The organism is Agrococcus versicolor, assembly GCF_039531815.1.
GTDB classification, from domain to species: domain Bacteria; phylum Actinomycetota; class Actinomycetes; order Actinomycetales; family Microbacteriaceae; genus Agrococcus; species Agrococcus versicolor.
In genome coordinates, this window is record NZ_BAAAQT010000006.1 from 19525 (window position 1) to 36378 (window position 16854).

Annotated in this window: 20 protein-coding genes; 16 read left to right on the plus strand and 4 right to left on the minus strand. The window is 73.6% G+C overall.

What is annotated here, in order from left to right:
* Positions 1–49: 49 nt before the first annotated feature.
* Positions 50–1486 carry a TrkH family potassium uptake protein gene (locus tag ABD249_RS08425; protein ID WP_344342601.1) on the minus strand — a complete coding sequence of 479 codons (1437 nt, stop codon included), beginning with the start codon at positions 1484–1486 and terminating at the stop codon, positions 50–52.
* Between the two features lie 146 nt (positions 1487–1632).
* Between ABD249_RS08425 and ABD249_RS08430 the strand changes: the two genes are divergently transcribed.
* The 3 genes from ABD249_RS08430 (at position 1633) to ABD249_RS08440 (ending at position 2791) form a co-directional block, all read left to right on the plus strand.
* The gene (locus ABD249_RS08430; RefSeq protein ID WP_344342603.1) at positions 1633–2229 is read left to right on the plus strand and encodes an ArsR/SmtB family transcription factor; all 597 of its coding nucleotides are present in this window, start codon (positions 1633–1635) and stop codon (positions 2227–2229) included.
* Positions 2230–2360: 131 nt separating this feature from the next.
* A complete protein-coding gene (locus ABD249_RS08435; protein WP_021011861.1) occupies positions 2361–2459 on the plus strand; it encodes a 30S ribosomal protein bS22 in 99 nt (32 codons plus the stop codon).
* Between the two features lie 80 nt (positions 2460–2539).
* Positions 2540–2791 carry a glutaredoxin family protein gene (locus ABD249_RS08440; RefSeq protein ID WP_344342612.1) on the plus strand — a complete coding sequence of 84 codons (252 nt, stop codon included), beginning with the start codon at positions 2540–2542 and terminating at the stop codon, positions 2789–2791.
* A gap of 82 nt (positions 2792–2873) precedes the next feature.
* Here the strand turns inward: ABD249_RS08440 and aspS are convergent, their stop codons facing one another.
* Complete coding sequence (gene aspS / locus ABD249_RS08445; RefSeq protein ID WP_344342613.1) at positions 2874–4175, minus strand: aspartate--tRNA(Asn) ligase; 1302 nt, start codon at positions 4173–4175, stop codon at positions 2874–2876.
* Between the two features lie 123 nt (positions 4176–4298).
* On the opposite strand from aspS, the gene ABD249_RS08450 reads away from it, so the two are divergent.
* Complete coding sequence (locus ABD249_RS08450) at positions 4299–4610, plus strand: biopolymer transporter Tol (RefSeq protein WP_344342615.1); 312 nt, start codon at positions 4299–4301, stop codon at positions 4608–4610.
* A 9-nt stretch (positions 4611–4619) separates the two neighbouring features.
* Here ABD249_RS08450 and ABD249_RS08455 read toward each other — a convergent pair whose 3' ends face one another.
* Positions 4620–5474, minus strand: a complete 855-nt coding sequence (locus tag ABD249_RS08455) for a CPBP family intramembrane glutamic endopeptidase (protein WP_344342616.1) — start codon at positions 5472–5474, stop codon at positions 4620–4622.
* A gap of 145 nt (positions 5475–5619) precedes the next feature.
* Here ABD249_RS08455 and ABD249_RS08460 point away from each other — a divergent pair, with 145 nt between their 5' ends.
* The 6 genes from ABD249_RS08460 to ccsB all read left to right on the plus strand — a co-directional run bounded on the left by ABD249_RS08460 (position 5620) and on the right by ccsB (position 10863).
* Positions 5620–6159 carry a GIY-YIG nuclease family protein gene (locus ABD249_RS08460; RefSeq protein ID WP_344342617.1) on the plus strand — a complete coding sequence of 180 codons (540 nt, stop codon included), beginning with the start codon at positions 5620–5622 and terminating at the stop codon, positions 6157–6159.
* Between the two features lie 67 nt (positions 6160–6226).
* Positions 6227–6862 (plus strand): histidine phosphatase family protein, encoded by a 636-nt coding sequence (locus ABD249_RS08465; RefSeq protein WP_344342619.1) that lies wholly within the window; start codon positions 6227–6229, stop codon positions 6860–6862.
* Entirely contained in the window at positions 6862–7446 is a 585-nt protein-coding gene (locus ABD249_RS08470) for a TlpA family protein disulfide reductase (RefSeq protein ID WP_344342620.1), read from the plus strand. Before ABD249_RS08465 ends, ABD249_RS08470 begins: the two co-directional genes overlap by 1 nt.
* Positions 7443–8174 carry a cytochrome c biogenesis CcdA family protein gene (locus ABD249_RS08475; protein ID WP_344342622.1) on the plus strand — a complete coding sequence of 244 codons (732 nt, stop codon included), beginning with the start codon at positions 7443–7445 and terminating at the stop codon, positions 8172–8174. The genes ABD249_RS08470 and ABD249_RS08475 overlap by 4 nt, the downstream gene beginning before the upstream one ends.
* Entirely contained in the window at positions 8155–9912 is a 1758-nt protein-coding gene (gene resB / locus ABD249_RS08480; protein ID WP_344342623.1) for a cytochrome c biogenesis protein ResB, read from the plus strand. Before ABD249_RS08475 ends, resB begins: the two co-directional genes overlap by 20 nt.
* Positions 9913–9921: 9 nt before the next feature.
* The gene (ccsB, locus tag ABD249_RS08485; protein ID WP_344342625.1) at positions 9922–10863 is read left to right on the plus strand and encodes a c-type cytochrome biogenesis protein CcsB; all 942 of its coding nucleotides are present in this window, start codon (positions 9922–9924) and stop codon (positions 10861–10863) included.
* 16 nt (positions 10864–10879) lie between these two features.
* Here the strand turns inward: ccsB and ABD249_RS08490 are convergent, their stop codons facing one another.
* On the minus strand, positions 10880–11863 hold the full coding sequence (locus tag ABD249_RS08490) for an o-succinylbenzoate synthase (RefSeq protein ID WP_344342626.1): 984 nt from the start codon (positions 11861–11863) through the stop codon (positions 10880–10882).
* A 122-nt stretch (positions 11864–11985) separates the two neighbouring features.
* Between ABD249_RS08490 and ABD249_RS08495 the strand changes: the two genes are divergently transcribed.
* Genes ABD249_RS08495 through ABD249_RS08520 form a run of 6 tightly spaced genes read left to right on the plus strand, consistent with a single transcriptional unit; the run spans position 11986 to position 16852 of the window.
* Entirely contained in the window at positions 11986–12324 is a 339-nt protein-coding gene (locus ABD249_RS08495; protein ID WP_344342627.1) for a hypothetical protein, read from the plus strand.
* Positions 12321–12653, plus strand: coding sequence for a hypothetical protein (locus tag ABD249_RS08500; RefSeq protein WP_344342629.1), 333 nt, complete (start codon positions 12321–12323; stop codon positions 12651–12653). Before ABD249_RS08495 ends, ABD249_RS08500 begins: the two co-directional genes overlap by 4 nt.
* Positions 12654–12709: 56 nt before the next feature.
* The gene (locus ABD249_RS08505; protein WP_344342630.1) at positions 12710–13675 is read left to right on the plus strand and encodes a hypothetical protein; all 966 of its coding nucleotides are present in this window, start codon (positions 12710–12712) and stop codon (positions 13673–13675) included.
* On the plus strand, positions 13672–14787 hold the full coding sequence (locus tag ABD249_RS08510) for a Cif family virulence factor (RefSeq protein ID WP_344342631.1): 1116 nt from the start codon (positions 13672–13674) through the stop codon (positions 14785–14787). Before ABD249_RS08505 ends, ABD249_RS08510 begins: the two co-directional genes overlap by 4 nt.
* Positions 14784–15890 carry a hypothetical protein gene (locus tag ABD249_RS08515; RefSeq protein WP_344342633.1) on the plus strand — a complete coding sequence of 369 codons (1107 nt, stop codon included), beginning with the start codon at positions 14784–14786 and terminating at the stop codon, positions 15888–15890. Before ABD249_RS08510 ends, ABD249_RS08515 begins: the two co-directional genes overlap by 4 nt.
* A 56-nt stretch (positions 15891–15946) precedes the next feature.
* A complete protein-coding gene (locus tag ABD249_RS08520) occupies positions 15947–16852 on the plus strand; it encodes a 1,4-dihydroxy-2-naphthoyl-CoA synthase (RefSeq protein ID WP_344342634.1) in 906 nt (301 codons plus the stop codon).
* Positions 16853–16854 lie beyond the last annotated feature (2 nt).

A 16854-nucleotide genomic window follows, 5' to 3' on the forward strand; every position in this document is an offset into this window, starting at 1 on the left:
CGCCGAGACCGGACGGCGGCGTAGCCGCTGGCGCAGTCAGCGCCGACGCTCAACCAACGATCGGCCTCTCCTCGGGACGGGTGAACAGCTGCGTGGTCTGGCTTGCTGCCAGGGCCGCGGCGAGCGTAACGCTACCGATGCGACCGACGAACATCGTCGCGGCGAGCACGGCCTTCGCCGCCCACGGCAGGTCGCCGTGCGTGAAGCCCGTCGAGAGCCCGCACGTCGCGAAGGCGCTCACGACGTCGAACAGCACGTAGTCGAGCGGCTCGCCGGTGATCTGCAGCAGCGCGATCGTCGAGACCGCGACGATCGTCGCGCCCCACAGCACGACCGAGACCGCCAGGCGCAGGACGTCGGACGGGATGCGGCGGCCGAACGCCTCCATCGACGTGCGTCCGCGCGCCTCGGCGATCGCGGCGAGGAACAGGATCATGAGCGTCGTCACCTTGACGCCGCCGGCGGTCGACGCCGAGCCGCCACCGATGAACATGAGCATGTCGGTCACGAGCAGGCTCGAGTTGTTGAGGTCGGTGAGGTCGTGCACGGCGAAGCCGCCCGAGCGCGACATCGACGACATGAACATCGCCTGCAGCAGCTGCTGGCCGGGATCCGCGTCGCCCCACGAGTCGGCGTTGCCGAGCTCGAGCACGAGGTAGGCGAGGGCGCCGACGACGAACAGGCCGATCGAGCCGAAGAGCGTGAGCTTCACGTGCAGCGGCCACAGGCGCGGGTTCCTGAGGTTGCGCAGCAGCACGAAGTAGACGGGGAAGCCGAGCGCGCCGAGGAAGACGCCGGTCATGATGACGCCGAGGAACCACGGGTCGGTCGCGTACGGGGTCAGGCCCTCGACCGTGGGGATGAAGCCGGAGTTCGTGAACGCCATGAACGCGTAGTAGACCGACTGGTACAGCGCCTCCCAGAAGGGCACGCCCTGCAGCAGGATGCGCGGCAGCAGCAGCAGGATGAGCACGGCCTCGATCGCGAGCACCGAGATCGCGATGATGCGCAGCAGGCTGCCGACGTCGCCGAGCCGGATGGCCTGCCCCTCCTTCACGACGCCGCGGCGCACGCGCGAGGGGTTCGTGTCGCCTGCCGCCATGAGGCGCTGCTTGAGGCCGAGCCTGCGCGCGACCGTCATGCCGAGCAGCGACGCGAGCGTCAGCACGCCGATGCCGCCCACCTGCACGCCGACGAGCACGAGCGCGTTGCCGAAGGGGCTCCAGTGCGTCGCCATGTCGACGGTCGTCAGGCCGGTGACGCAGATCACGCTCACGGCGGTGAAGAGCGCGTCGATGAACGTCGCGGGCGGCTCGTCGCCGCGCGTCGCGAGCGGCGTCATGAACAGCAGCGTCCAGATGACGTTGATGGTCGCGAACACGACGATCGCGAAGCGCGCGGGGTACTGGCTCGCGAAGGCCTCGACGCGGTCGCGCAGTCGTGCCAGCAGCGGGGTCTGATCCCGGTGCACGGTCGCCTGCGACATCCCGCTCCTCACGATGGGGCACCCGCGGTGCGCCCCCGAGCGTAGCCCCGAGCGGCGCCCGCGTCCCGCACGTCGCGCACCCCCGCGCACGAGGCGCTCGCGACCGGCGTTGGACGCGACGCATGCCGCGCTGGCAATATGTCGCCATGGCCGACATCTTCAGCGTGATCGCCGATGCCACGAGGCGCGAGATCCTCGGGGTGCTGCTCGACCGTCGCGCGACGACGGGCGAGGCGAGCGTCAGCGAGATCGTGGAGGCGCTCGGCGTCGCGCAGCCCACGGTGTCGAAGCACCTGAAGACCCTGCGGGACGCCGGGCTCGTCGAGGTGCGCGAGGAGGGCCAGCACCGCTTCTACCGCATCGACCCCGCACCGCTCGACGAGGTCGACGACTGGCTCATGCCGTTCGTGTTCGCGGGCGACGACCAGGGGCACGAGGGCGGCCTCGGCGCTGCGGCCTTCGCGGCGTGGGCGGGTGCGAACGTCTCGTTCAAGACGGCGGCCGACCAGGCGCGCACCGCGGCCGAGCAGGCGCTCGAGCGCGCGAACTCGATGGTCGAGCACCCCGCGCCCGTCGGCGAGTCCCTCGGGCGCCGCGTCGCGGACGCGGCGCACGAGGCCCGGCAGCGCGCCGCCGAGCTGCAGACCTGGCTCGACGAGCTGCAGTCGCGGCTCGACGAGCGTCGCGGCGACGCGTCGCGCGCCATCGAGTCGGCGCGCGACCGGCTCCGCCGCCGCGACTGACCCTCGCGCACGGCGGCTCCACCGGCCGCACGCATCGAGGGTGCTCCGCGTGCGATAGGCTGGTGGGCAGTGTTCTCCCGCGGTCCCCGCGGTCGAGAGACGGAAACGACATCGGGAAGCGAGGGACCGCAATGGGTTCGGTCGTCAAGAAGCGCCGCAAGCGCATGGCCAAGAAGAAGCACCGCAAGCTGCTGCGCAAGACGCGTCACCAGCGTCGCAACCGCAAGTAGCGGCACTCGATGAGCGCTCGGCACCCATGGTGCCGGGCGCTTCGTCATGCCCGCCGCGCGCCTCGGCCTACGCTGGGACGATGGTCGAGGTCACGTTCGTCGCGAAGCCCGGCTGCCACCTATGCGACGTCGCCAGGCCCGTGGTCGAGGCCGTCGTCGGCGAGTTCGCGGGCCGCGCGACGCTGCTCGAGCTCGACATGACGACGGATGCCGCGCTCGCGGAGCGCTGGAGCGAGGACGTGCCCGTCGTGCTCGTCGACGGTCGCCCGCACGCGTCGTGGCGCGTCGACGCCGCGCGCCTGCGCGACCGCATCGGCCGCGCGCTCGCCTGATCCGGCGAGATGCGCGCCGCTGCGGGCAGGCGAGGCCGCATCGGCCTCGCCGCCCCGCTCAGGCGCGCATCCCGCCGAGCGATCAGGGCTCGAGGCGCGTCGGGCCGCGGAAGAGGAACGTCGTCTCGCGGATCGACGGCAGGCCGAGCATGAGCATGACGACGCGGGCGAGGCCCATGCCGAAGCCGCCGTGCGGCGGCGTGCCGTAGCGGAAGAAGTCGAGGTAGCCCTCGATCTCGGCCGGGTCGACGCCCTTGTCGCGCGCCTGCGCCTCGAGCACGTCGATGCGGTGCTCGCGCTGCGCGCCCGTCGCGATCTCGGTGCCCTTGTAGAGCAGGTCGTACGACCTGGTCGATCCCTCGCCCTGACGCATGTGGTAGAACGGCCGCACCGTGTCGGGGTAGTCGGTCACGAACACGAAGTCGTGGCCGAGGGTCTCGGCGACGTGGGCGCTCACCTGGCGCTCCGCCTCGGGGTCGAGGTCGCCGTCGGCGCGCTCGATCGTGTGACCGCGCTCCTCGACGATCCGCTTCGCCTCGGCGTGCGTGATGCGCGGGAACGGCAGCGTCGGCACCGTCAGCTCGATGCCGAACGCCTCGCGCACCTGGTCGCCGTAGCGCTCGACCACGGCGGCGACCGCGTCGGCCAGGAGCGCCTCGTGGTGCGCCATGACGTCCTCGTGCGAGTCGACCCACGACAGCTCGGCGTCGACCGACGTGAACTCCGTCGCGTGGCGCGACGTGAACGACGGGTCGGCGCGGAAGGCCGAGGCGATCTCGAAGATCTTGCCGAAGCCGGCCGACTGCGCCATCTGCTTGAACAGCTGCGGGCTCTGCGCGAGATAGGCGGTCGTCTCGAAGTACGGCACCTCGAAGAGCTCGGCGCGCGACTCCGATGCCGAGGCCATGAGCTTCGGCGTGTGGATCTCGATGAAGCCCTCGTCGATCCAGCGCTGACGGAAGGCGTGCTCGATCGCCGTCTGGACGCGGAAGATGAGCTGCGCCTCGGGGCGGCGCAGGTCGAGGAAGCGGTAGTCGAGTCGCTTGTCGATGCCCGTGTCGGCGTCGATGGGGGAGTCGAGCGCCGTCGTCTCGACCGAGAGCGAGGCGACCTTGACCTCGAGACCGCCGAGCTTGACGCGCTCGTCGTGCTTGAGCTCGCCCTCGACGGTCACGAACGAGCCGTGCATGAGGGCGGAGATCGACGCGGCCGTCTCGGCGGAGTCGTCGTTGACGGGGTTCACGAGCTGGGCCGAGCCCGACTCGTCGCGCAGGATGACGAACTGGACGCGCTTCTGATCGCGCACCGTCTCGACCCATCCCTGGACCTTGACCGGTCCGGCGTCGTGGGTGGAGAGGTCGGCGATGAGGGTACGTGCAGTCACGGCTACAGCCTACGGGCGTGCACGTGCGGGTCCTCCATCCGGGCGGCGCCGCGGCCCGGGACGCCGAGCGGGCCGCTGTCCACCCCCTGCCGCACGCCGCCGCGCGCGCGCAGGATGCAGGGCATGACCATCGACGACGCGACGACCGACGGCGAGCGCTGGCTCGTCATCGACGGGCGCCGCTGGCGCCGCACGGATCCCGCGCTGCCCGACGACGTGCAGGCCGCGCTGCGCTCCCACCTGGGCAGGGGCAGGGGCGCCGTGCGTGCGGCGAAGGCCGCGAAGGACCCGCGGGCGGAGGCGGCCGCCAGGCGCCGCGTCGACCTCGCGAAGCACGGCCTCGGCGAGCGCGGGCCACGCTGGTGGGACGAGCCGGAGGACGACCGCATCGCCCGAGCGAACGCGGCGATCCGCGAGCTCGACGCCCTCGGCTGAGCGGCGCCGTCACCCGAGCAGGTGCGCGGCGACCGCCCAGCCGTTGCTCACGACGTGCGCGGCGACGATCGCCACGAGGCTCCGGTGGCGCCACCACAGCACGCCCATGAGGAGGCCGAACGACCCCTGGGCGACGACGACGCGCGCGACGTCGAGCACGGGCGACCCCGTCGCGTGCGAGCCGAGGTGCATGAGCGCGAAGGCGAGCGACGCGAGCGCGATGCCGGGCCAGGCGCCGAGCGCGGCCTCGAGGCGCGTCTGGAGCCACCTGCGGAAGAGCAGCTCCTCGCCGAGCCCCGCGGTGACGGCCGTCGCGCTCGCCGCCACCACGAGCAGCACGGGATCGACGCCGGACAGGTCGTGGGCGGGATTCCACGGCGCGACCTGCGACAGCAGCGTCCAGACGACGACGACGACCGCGGGCGCCCACCACCGCCACGCGCCGCGCACGCGGTGGATCCGCACGCCGCCGAGCACCGCGACCGCGATCCCGGGCACGAGCATGACCAGCACGACCTTCGCGAGGACGTAGCCCTCGCCACCGGCGAGCGACAGCGCGCCCGAGAGGACGGGCAGCGCGACGGCGCACGCGAGGAGCACGGCCGTCGACGCGTGCAGCCGCCTCGCGTCCGTGACGATCGCGGGCATCGCGGCGGCCCGCCTCGGCAGCACGAGCGCGAGGGCGATGCCCGCGACGGCGGGCAGCAGCACGACCCACCATGCGACGGCGGGCGCGCCGGGGTCCGCCGAGGTGGGGGCGCCGCCCGGCAGCGCGACGAGCACCGTCGCGAGGGAGGCGAGCGCGATCGCCGCGCATGCGACGAGCGCCGCGCGGCCGAGCACGGCGGTGCGCGAGGTCGTCATGCCTCGAGCCTCGGGCGGAGGCACGTGCCGCCGCATCCGCCGAAGGATGGACGGGCTGCGCCGGCGACGATCGCCGTGCGCGTCCGACCGGACGAGCGCCGGCGGACCGCACGGACGCGTCGGCGGTGCCCCGTAGCCTCGCGACATGCCGACCGAGCCCGCCTGCCTCGTGCCCGCGTGCGAGGCGCGCGCCGACGCGGATGCGCTCGTCGCCCTCTGCGCGCACCACCTCGCGCTCGCGGCCGACTCGGGGGTGGGGGAGGACGTGCTGCCGCAACCGTGCCCGGCGTGCGGCTCGCGCCACGGCCTTCGGCTGCCCGGTGGCATGCTGTGCGCGACGTGCGAGTGGCGGCAGGGCACGTGGCCAGACGCCGACCTCGTCGCGCCGCGCGTCGACGTCGTCTACTACCTGCGGTTCGACGACCGCGTGAAGGTGGGCACGACCGCCAACCTCCGGCAGCGGCTCGGCGCGATCTGGCACGAGGAGCTCGTGGCGCTCGAGCGCGGCGACCGCACCCTCGAGCGCCGACGGCACGCCGACCTCGCCGAGGCTCGCATCGCGCGCACCGAGTGGTTCCGCATGACCGATGCCGTCGTCGCCCACGTCGAGCGGGTCGCCGGCGGCCGCGACCCATGGGCGCTGCATGCGCGCTGGCGCAGCGAGGCGCTCGCGCTGCGCGGCTGAGCGAGGGCCCGTGCCGGCGGCTCGGCCGCGGTGAGAAGGCATAGGTGCGCTCGGTACCATGACGGCCATGTCCGCTCGCCTGCATCTCGTGCGTCACGGCGAGGTCGACAACCCCGAGCGCATCCTCTACGGCCGGCTGCCCGGCTACCCGCTCACCGAGCGCGGCCACCGCATGGCGGCGATGGCGGCCGAGAGCACGACGGGGCCCATCGCGCGCGTCTACGCGAGCCCGCTCGAGCGGGCGCAGCAGTCGGCCGCGCCGTGGGCGCAGCGTGCGGGCGTCGAGCTGCGCACCGAGCACCGCATCATCGAGCCCGTCAACGCCTTCGAGGGCAGGACGCTCGCGAGCATCCGCGCGCTGCGCGACCCCCGCATGCTGCGGCTCGTCTGGAACCCGTTCCTGCCGACGTGGGGCGAGCCGTACCGGGCGATCGCCGCGCGCGTCGAGGCGGCGATGACGGATGCGCTCGACGAGCTCGAGGAGTCGGGCGAGCCGGGCGACGTCGTCATGGTGAGCCACCAGGCGCCGATCTGGATCACCCACAGGCACCTCGCCGGCCTGCGCCTCTGGCACGACCCGCGCGCCCGCCGGTGCGCGCTCTCGTCCATCACGACCTTCGAGCGCTCGGGCGACCGCCTCGTCGAGGTCGGCTACGACGATCCTGCGGCGTCGATCGACGCCATCGACCTGGGAGCGGTGTGATGCGCGCGAACCTCCGAGCACTCCTCGCGGCGGCCGCCGCCCTCGCGGTCGTCGGCGTCGCGGGCTGCGCCTCCGACGACGGCGTCGCGAACCAGGGCGACACGGGCTACATCTCGGGGCGTGGCGCCGTCGAGGAGTTCCCCGCCGACGAGCGTCAGGACGCGCCGGCCTTCGGCGGCACCCTGTCGAGCGGCGACGAGTGGTCGTCCGAGGACCACGCGGGCGAGGTCATGGTCGTGAACTTCTGGTACGCCGCGTGCCCGCCGTGCCGCGTCGAGGCGCCGATGCTCGCCGAGCTGGCGACCGAGCACGACGACGTCACCTTCATCGGCGTGAACGTGCGCGACGGCGCGGCGCAGGCCGAGGCGTTCGACGAGCGCTTCGGCATCCCCTACGAGTCTCTCCTCGACGCCGACGGCGGCGCCGTGCAGCTCGCGTTCGTCGAGGCGGGCACCATCACCCCGACGGCGGTGCCCACGACGCTCGTCATCGACTCCGACGGCACCATCGCCGCACGCGTGATCGGCGCCGTTCCGGAGGCCGACGTCAGCATCCTCGACACGATCCTCGACGAGCTCGGATGAATCCGGCCGACCCGATCCTGGGCGGCCAGCTGCTGCTCGCGATGCCCATCGCGCTCCTCGCGGGCGTCATCGCCTTCGCGTCGCCGTGCGTGCTGCCGCTCGTGCCCGGCTACCTCGGCCTCGTCTCGTCGCTCGCCGGCGGGCAGGAGTCGCGCCGCCGGCTCCTGCTGGGCGTCGCGCTCTTCGTCGCGGGCTTCACGCTCGTGTTCGTGCTCGGCTCCTTCGTCGTGGGCGCCTCGAGCGAGTTCCTCCTGCGGTACCGCGACGTGCTCATGCGGGTGCTCGGCGGCGTGCTCGTCGTCATGGGCCTCGTGTTCGTGGGGCAGCTGACGGTGCTGCAGCGCATGTGGAAGCCGCGCCAGGTGCGCACGGGCGGCATGTGGGCGGCGCCGCTCGTCGGCATCGTCTTCGCCGTCGGCTGGACGCCGTGCATCGGCCCGACCTTCGCCGCGATCAGCGTGCTCGCGCTCGACTCGGGCACGGCGTGGCAGGCGGCGCTCCTCGGCCTCGTCTACTCGCTCGGCCTCGGCATCCCGTTCCTCGTCATCACCCTCGGGTTCGGCTGGGCGTCGCGCGGCGTCGGCTGGGTGCGGCGCCACATCCGCGCCATCAACGTCGTCGGCGGCGTGCTCATCATCGCCCTCGGCATCCTCATGCTGTCGGGCGTGTGGACGCAGGTCTCGGACGCGATCCAGGGATGGGTGGGCGATGTCGTCACGATCCTCTGACCAGGCGGCCGCAGCGGCCGCGAAGGCCGACCGGCGCGCGGATGCCGCCGCGGCGAGGTCGGCACGGGACGACGCGGGGCACGACCCCATGCGGCCGTCGGACCACGTCGACTCGACGGCACCCGCCGAGGCGACGGGCGGTCCTCGGCTCGGACCCATCGGCTGGCTGCGGTTCGCATGGCGGCAGCTCACGAGCATGCGCACGGCGATCGTGCTGCTGCTCATGCTCGCGCTCGCGGCCGTGCCCGGCAGCCTCGTGCCGCAGCGCTCGAGCGACCCCAACGGCGTCATCGCCGTGCGCGACGCGAACCCGGACCTCGTGTGGCTCTACGATGCGCTGCAGCTGCACGACGTCTACACGAGCCCGTGGTTCTCGGCGATCGTCATCCTGCTGCTCGTCTCGCTCGTCGGCTGCGTCATCCCGCGCATGCGGCACCACTGGGCGGCGATGCGCTCGCGTCCGCCGCGCACGCCCGCGCGCCTGTCGCGGCTCGTCGGCTTCCAGACGGTGCCGGGCGACGCCGCCGACGTCGAGCGCGCCGAGGGCGTGCTGAAGCGCCTCGGCTACCGCACCGAGCGCTACGCCGACTCCGTCTCGGCCGAGCGCGGCTACCTGCGCGAGACCGGCAACCTCGTCTTCCACGGCTCGATCGTCGTCATCGTCGTCGCGATCGTCGCGGGCAGCGGCTTCGGCTTCCAGAGCCAGCGGCTCGTCGTCGAGGGCGAGGGCTTCTCGCTCGCCGGCGCGAGCCTCGACACGCTCACGACGGGCCAGTTCGTCTCCGCCGACGACCTGCCCGCGTTCGGCGTGCACCTCGACGAGCTCGACGTCGTCTACGAGACCGAGAATCCCGACGCCATCGGCCAGCCGATCGACTTCACGGCGTTCGTGGAGGTGACGGAGGACGGCGAGACGCACCCGGGCCAGATCCGCGTCAACGAGCCGCTGCAGGTGCAGGGCAGCGACCTGTACCTCATCTCGAACGGCTACGCGCCCGAGGTCACGGTCACGAACGCGGAGGGCACGGTCGTGTTCGACGAGATCGTGCCGTTCCTCGCCGGCGAGGACCCGAACATGTCGAGCCTCGGCGTCATCAAGCTGCCGGACGGCCTCGCCGAGCAGGTGGGGCTGCAGGGCTTCTTCTACCCGTCGGCGGCGCAGCTCGACACGGGCGCCTACGCCTCGTACTTCCCCGACGTGCTCAACCCGCTGCTCACGCTGCAGGTGTACACGGGCGACCTCGGCCTCGACTCCGGCGTGCCGCAGTCGGTGTACCAGCTCGACACCGAGGACATGACCCAGGTCGCGGGCCGCGACGCCCCCGAGCCGCCGCTGCTCATCGGGCCGGGCGAGACCGTCGACCTGCCGGACGGCCTCGGCACGATCTCGTTCGACGGCGTGCGCCGCTACGCCGTGATCGACGTGCACCGCGACGTGACGCAGGGCTGGGTGCTCGCCGGCGCGATCGCGCTCGTCGCGGGCCTGCTCGCGAGCCTCCTCATCCCGCGCCGTCGCCTGTGGGTGAAGGCGACGGATGCCGGCCTCGAGGTCGCGGGCCTCGCCCGTGGCGAGGACCCTCGGCTCGAGTCCGCGGTCGACGACCTCGCGCGCCGGCTCCGAGGCGACGACGACGCCCCTGCCGCACGGCAGGGCGACGGGCGCGCGTCGCCCGGCGCCGCAGATGCGAGCGACGAGCCCCCCTCGACCGGCGAACCCGCCGGCGACCCCCGAGCGTAGGATCGAACCATGCCCGACGTCTCGTGGGACTCGTACTCCCTGCTCGCCGTCTACTCCTCGATGGCCGTCTACGCCATCGCGTTCATCGCCTTCGCCTTCGACGTGGCCCGCCGCCGCGACCCGGAGGAGCAGCGCGCGCACGAGCGCGAGCTCGTCACGGCAGGTGGCGGCTCCGCACCCACGACGACGGCGCCCGCGACGACGGCGCGCCCCGCTCGCCGCAACCTCGCGAAGGTCGGCTTCGCCCTCACGGTGCTCGCCTGGGTGCTGCACGCCGCCGGCACCGTCATGCGCGGCATCGCGGCCGAGCGCGTGCCGTGGGCCAACATGTACGAGTTCGCGCTCACGTCGATCGCGATCATCGTCGGCATCTTCGTCTTCGTGCAGCTGTGGCGCGACCTGCGCTTCCTCGGCGTCTACATCACGGGTCTCGCGACGGTGTTCCTCGGCGTCGCGACCGTCAACTTCTACGTCTCGCCGACGCCGCTGCCGCCGGCGCTCCAGTCGTACTGGCTCGTCATCCACGTCTTCGTCGCCGCGCTCGGCACCGGCTTCTTCGCCCTCGGGTCCGGCCTCAGCATCCTGCAGCTGCTGCGCTCGCGCGCATCCGGCCTCGCCTTCGTCGACCGCCTCCCCGGCGCCTCCGCGCTCGAGGACCTCTCGTACCGCGTGAGCGTCATCGGCTTCATCTTCTGGACGTTCACGCTCATCGCCGGTGCCGTCTGGGCCGAGCACGCGTGGGGCCGCTACTGGGGCTGGGACACGAAGGAGGTGTGGACGTTCGTCATCTGGGTCGTCTACGCCGGCTACGTCCACGCCCGAGCGACGCGCGGCTGGCGCGGCACGCGCTCCGCGTGGCTGCAGCTCATCGGCTTCGCGGCGATCCTCTTCAACTTCACGATCGTCAACGTGTTCTTCAAGGGCCTGCACACCTACTCCGGGCTCGAGTGAGCCCGCGGCCGCCGGCTCAGCGCTCGGCGGCCTCGAGCACGGCGTGGGCGGCGACGAGCCGCTCGCGCCACCATGCGGTGCGCTCCTCGGATGCCGCGTGCCAGGCGAGCCGGTGCTCGTCGACGGTCACGCGACCGACGGGGATCGAGCCGTCGACGGGCGTCAGCGGCGCGGCGACGTCGGCCTCGAGCAGCGCGGCCGTGCCGAGCCCGCAGTCGTAGGGCAGCTCGGGCAGGGCCGCGGCGAGCGCCGCGCCGTGCGAGAGGCCGACGGAGGTGTCGAGCGCGCTCGACACGACGGCGGGCAGCCCCGCGGCCTCGACGATCGCGAGCGCCCGGCGGACGCCGCCGAGCGGCTGCACCTTCACGACGAGCACGTCGGCGGCGCCGGCTGCGACGACGGCCATGGGGTCGGTGGCCTTGCGCACCGACTCGTCGGCGGCGATCGGCACGCCGAGGCGGTGGATGCGCCCGCGGAGCTCGGCGAGCTCGGGGACGGTCGCGCACGGCTGCTCGACGTACTCGAGGTCGAGCAGCTCGAGCGCCCGGATGGCGGTCTCGGCCTCGTCGACGTTCCAGCCGCCGTTCGCGTCGACGCGGATGCGCACGTCGGGCAGCAGCGTGCGCACCTCGCGCACGCGGGCGACGTCGTCGTGCAGCGTCTGGCCGCGCTCGGCGACCTTCACCTTCACGGTGCGGCAGCGGTCGAAGCGGGCCAGCACGGCCGCGACCTCGCCCGGAGCGACCGCCGGCAGCGTCGCGTTGACCGGGATGCGCTCGCGACGGGCGGCGGGGCGCGGCGTCCATGCATCCTCGATCGCCGCCTCGAGCCACGTCGCGGCCTCCTCGGCGTCGTACTCGAGGAACGGGCTCCACTCGCCCCACCCCTCGGGACCGCGCACGAGGGCCGCCTCCCGCTCGGTGACGCCGCGGAACCGCGTCGCGAGCGGCAGTCGCACGACGTGGAGGGACTCGAGCAGCGCATCGATGGGCGGGAGCATCCCCCCAGCCTGGCCCAGCGGACCCCGGACGTCGACCGCGGATCCGACGCCCGCAGCGCGTCCGCATGCGACGTGCGGCTGCGCATCAGCCGTCGCCCCGGCGCGTACGGCACACTGGTCACATGACGACCGAGATGCCGTGGGTCACCGAGACGCGGCTCGCCCCCGGCCAGCAGCCCAGGCGCAGCCCCGTGTTCGGCATCCTCGCCGCCGTGGGCGCCGGGCTGGGCGCCATCATCTTCCTCGTGTCGATGGTGCTGCTCTTCACTCCGCTCGGCGGGCTGCTCATCACGCTCCTGCCGGTGTGGGGCATCCTGACGCTCGGCACCGTGGGCTGCGCCGTGAGCGCGCTCGTGCGGCGCGGACGCCTCAACGTCGCGCTGGGCATCTCGTCGCTCGCCCTCGTGGTGCTGACGAACCCGCTCATCCCGCTCATCGTCGTCGTCGCGCTGGGCATGTGAGCGTCGCCGACGCGATCCACGCTCGTGCACGCGGCCTCGGTCGCCTGTCGCTCCTCGTCGTCCCCGTCGCGATCCTCGGCCAGGTCGTCTCGCTCCTGCAGCAGGTCACCCACCTCTTCTCGCCCGTCGCGGGGGAGCGGCCGGGCGTCATCGCGCTGCTCGTCGGCGTGACGGTGCTCGGCGTCCTCGGGGTCGGCTGCGGGCTCGTCGCGGCCTCGTCGCCGAACGGGCGCCGCACGGGGGCGCTCGGCGCGGCGCTCGGCGGTGCGACGCTCGTCCTCTTCCTCCTCGCGAGCCTCTTCCTGTGGCGCTCGCTCGCGATCTTCTGACGCGGCCGGACACGCGCCCCAGCGCCCGCATGGGTGCGTCTGCGACACTCTCGCTCATGTCGACGCCGATGCCCGACTTCGCGATGCCGGAGGAGGACGCGCCGCGCCGTGCGGTGCCGCTGCGGCCGCGCGGGCCTCGGCTGCGCCGCGGCGTGGGCGTCGCCGTGGTCGTCGCGGTCGTCTCGGCGCTCGCGATCGTGGGCGTGCCGGCGCTCGTCGACCAGCAGCGCGGCCGCGACGCCGTCGCGACGGTCGAGCGCCTCGCGGACGCGGTCGCGGACGGCGACGTCGACGCCGTGCTGGCGGCGATGCCGACGATCGACGAGCGCGGCGACGTCGCGGCGATGGACGTCGTCGTGCCCGCGTCGGGGCTGCGGGTCGAGGGCGTGTCGCTCGTGCGCGTCGACGGCGACGAGGCGATCGTGCGCGTGGCGCATGCCGTCGGCCCCGACCGCGGATCCGCCGAGGTCCGCCTCGAGGATCGGGACGGATGGCGCGTCGTCGAGGGTCTGCTCGCGCTGACCGACGTCGACGACGTCGTGGCGCGCGTGCTCGGCGGCGACGTGCAGCCCGGCCCGACCTGGCTGCTGCCGGGCCGCTACGACCTCGGCACCGTGGGGCTGGGCGCCGTCGACCTCGTGCCCGCCGCCTTCGCGATCGTGCCGCCGCCGCTCGGGGCGACCCTGCCGGCGCCGACCTTCGACGCCGTGCCCTCCGTGCAGACGGCGAGCGCCGCGCTCGACCGGATCGAGGCCGTGCTCGCGGCCTGCGCGCTCGCGCCCGCGGACGGCTGCCCGCCGGTCGGGGCGACGCCGAGCGACGTGCCGCCGTTCATGGGGTGGTCGATCGACCTCGCCGCCCGCTCGGGCACGCTCGACGTCGAGGTGACGTCGTCGGTCGCGGCGCAGGCCGCGGGGAGCGCGGAGCTCGTCACGACGCCGATGCGCTTCGCCGTGACCCTCGCGGACGACCTCGGGGCGGTCGCCTTCGAGCAGACCCCTGCCTCGGGGCAGCTGCCATGACCGAGGAAATGCCGGACTTCGCGATGCCCTCGGACGAGGAGCTCGCGCGCGACCGTGCACGGCGAGCGGCCGAGGAGCGCGCGGCCGTGCCGAGCGCGCGGCCCGTGCCGCCGCCTCCGGACCCTGCGACCCGCATCCCCTCGACGCCCGAGGCGCGTGGGACGCGACCCGAGGCGCCCGCGCGCGACCGTGCCAGGACGCTCGCTCGCAACCCGATCGTCGCGTTCGTCGCCGGTGCCGCCGTCGTCTCGGTCGGCTTCGTCGGCGTGCCCGCGCTCGCGGAGTGGTCCGAGCGCGGCAGCGTCGCCGAGCTGCAGCGCGTGCTCGACGCCTACGTCGACGCCGTCGAGGACGGGGACGTCGCCGCGGCGCTCGCGATGCATCGCCCCGACGACGGCGCCGGGTCGCTCGCGCTCATGGGGGCCGGGGTGGGCGCGAGCATGCCGCCCGCGGTCGACTGCGATCGTGCGGAGCCGAACGGCGACGGCGACCTGGCCGTCGTCACCTGCGACGTGAACGTCGAGGACTTCGGCAGCATGGGGACGCGTCCGCAGATCCGCCTCGCGCTGGTGGACGGTGCCTGGCGCATCGCATCGGGTCTCGAGATGCGCGCCGATCTGCGCGGGTGGATGCTCGAGATCGTCGCCATCGAGGGCACCGAGCTCGAGGGTCTCGTGTCGAGCGAGGACCGCGCGTGGCTGCTGCCGGGCTCGTACGACGTCGACACCGGCACGTCCGAGCACCTCGAGGTCGAGGACGACGGGGCGTTCGTCGTCGCCGACGGCTTCGGCTACCTCACCGCGGTCGTGCAGCCCGGTGAGGAGGTCGTCGCGGCGATGGAGGCGGCGGCGCTCGCCCTCGTCGAGGCATGCGCGGCCGACGCGTCGACGGACGTCGCTTGCGACGCGCTGCCGGCCGATCGCGCGGGGCCGTTCGCGGCTGCCGCGGAGCCGTCGTGGTACCCGAGCGCCGACCGCACGATGATCCAGCCCGTGCGCATCGACGGCCTCGGATCGCCCGCGGGCACCGTCGTGGAGGTCGAGGTCGCGTTCTCGGAGGACTGGGACGTGTACGAGGCGACGGCGATCGGGATCGGCCAGGGCTACCCGTGAGCGCGCGCATGCCCGACTTCGCGATGCCGAGCGACGACGACGTCGCGCGCGAGCGCGCGAGCATCGAGGACGACGCCCGCGAGGCCGCGGATCGCGAGCGGATGCGCGCCGAGGACGGGCGCGGTCGCCCGACGCCGCCGGCAGCGGAGCCCGCGGCCGACGAGCCTGCGACGCGCGTCGGTGGGCCGGCGCGACCGCGCGGCATCCTCGCCCTCGCCCGCAACCCCGTCGCCGCCTTCGTCGCCGGCGGGGTGCTCGTCGCGGCGGCGTTCGCGATCGCTCCGGCGATCGATCGACAGGTCGAGGCGGGATCGAGGGCCGAGCTCGATCGCGTCGTCGCGGAGTACGTCGACGCCGTCCGGATCGGCGACTTCGCGACCGCGACCCGGCTGGTGCCGATCGACGAGGCGTACGCCGACGCGGCCGTGCTCGACGCGGCCGCGCCGTCGACCCCCGCGGGCATCGCGTGCGACGAGCCCGACGTCGGCGACGCGCGCGCGACCGTCTCGTGCGAGATCGAGGTCCAGGGGATCGGCTCGAGCGCGCCCCCCATCCGCATGCAGGTCGTCCGAGACGGCTCCTGGCGCATCGAGACGGGGCTCGCGGTCGCCTCCCCGCTGTTCGTGCAGCTCGCTCGCGTCGACGCGATCGGCGGGGTCGACGTGCCGGACGACCTCGATGCCGCCGACGACCCGCTCTGGCTGTACCCGGGCTCGTACGAGCTGGATCTGACGCCCGCGTCGCGGCTCGAGAGCTCGCCCTCGCAGCTGGGCGTCATCGGCGAGGGATTCCTGTGGCTCGGCGGTCTGCAGCCCAGCTCGGACCTCCGCGGCGAGCTCACGGCCGCGGCCGTCGACTACGTCGCGGCGTGCGGCGAGACCGCGGCGGAGGGATGCCCCGAGGTGACGCCGCTCGCACCGGGCGAGGTCTTCGAGGTGGTCGAGTCGAGCGCCACGACCTACCAGTTCGGTCTCGAGCTCGTGCTCGCCGTCACCGTGCGGCGTGCAGGCGGCGCGCCCGATCGCTGGCCGATCGACGTGGCGGCGTCCTACGACGAGGATCTGCAGTCCTTCGAGGTGGTGCCGAGGCTGTCGGGGTCGTGACCTCCCGAGGCCCTGGCACGGCGAGCCGCGTCGGAGCCTCGAAGTAGGCTGGACCCGTGACCGTCTCCGAGCTGTTCGACCCGAGCGCATGGGTGGTCTCGCCCGAGTCCGAGGGCTTCGCCGACATCACGTCGCACCGCTCGCACGACGGCCGCATCGCCCGCATCGCCTTCGACCGGCCCGAGGTGCGGAACGCCTTCCGGCCGGCGACGGTCGACGAGCTGTACCGCGCGCTCGAGGCGGCGAGGCTCGACTCGCGCGTCGGCGTCGTGCTGCTCACGGGCAACGGCCCGAGCGCGAAGGACGGCGGCTGGGCGTTCTGCTCCGGCGGCGACCAGCGCATCCGCGGCCGCGACGGCTATCGCTACGCCGAGGGCGAGTCGGCCGCGTCGATCGACCCCGCGCGTGCCGGCAGGCTGCACATCCTCGAGGTGCAGCGCCTCATCCGCTTCATGCCCAAGGTCGTCATCGCGGTCGTGCCCGGCTGGGCAGCGGGCGGCGGGCACTCGCTGCACGTCGTGTGCGACCTCACGATCGCGAGCACCGAGCACGCGCGCTTCAAGCAGACCGACGCCGACGTCGGCTCGTTCGACGCCGGTTACGGCAGCGCGTACATGGCGCGGCAGACGGGGCAGAAGTTCGCGCGCGAGGTCTTCTTCCTCGCTCGCGAGTACTCGGCCGACCGGGCGCTCGCCGCAGGCGCGATCAACGCGTCCGTGCCGCACGCCGAGCTCGAGTCGACGGCGATCGAGTGGGCGCGCGAGATCCTCGGCAAGAGCCCCACGGCCATCCGCATGCTCAAGTACGCCTTCAACGCCGTCGACGACGGCCTCGTCGGGCAGCAGCTCTTCGCGGGCGAGGCGACGCGCCTCGCCTACGGCACCGACGAGGCCGTCGAGGGTCGCGACTCCTTCCTCGAGAAGCGCGACGCCGACTGGTCGCCCTTCCCGTGGGCGTTCTGATG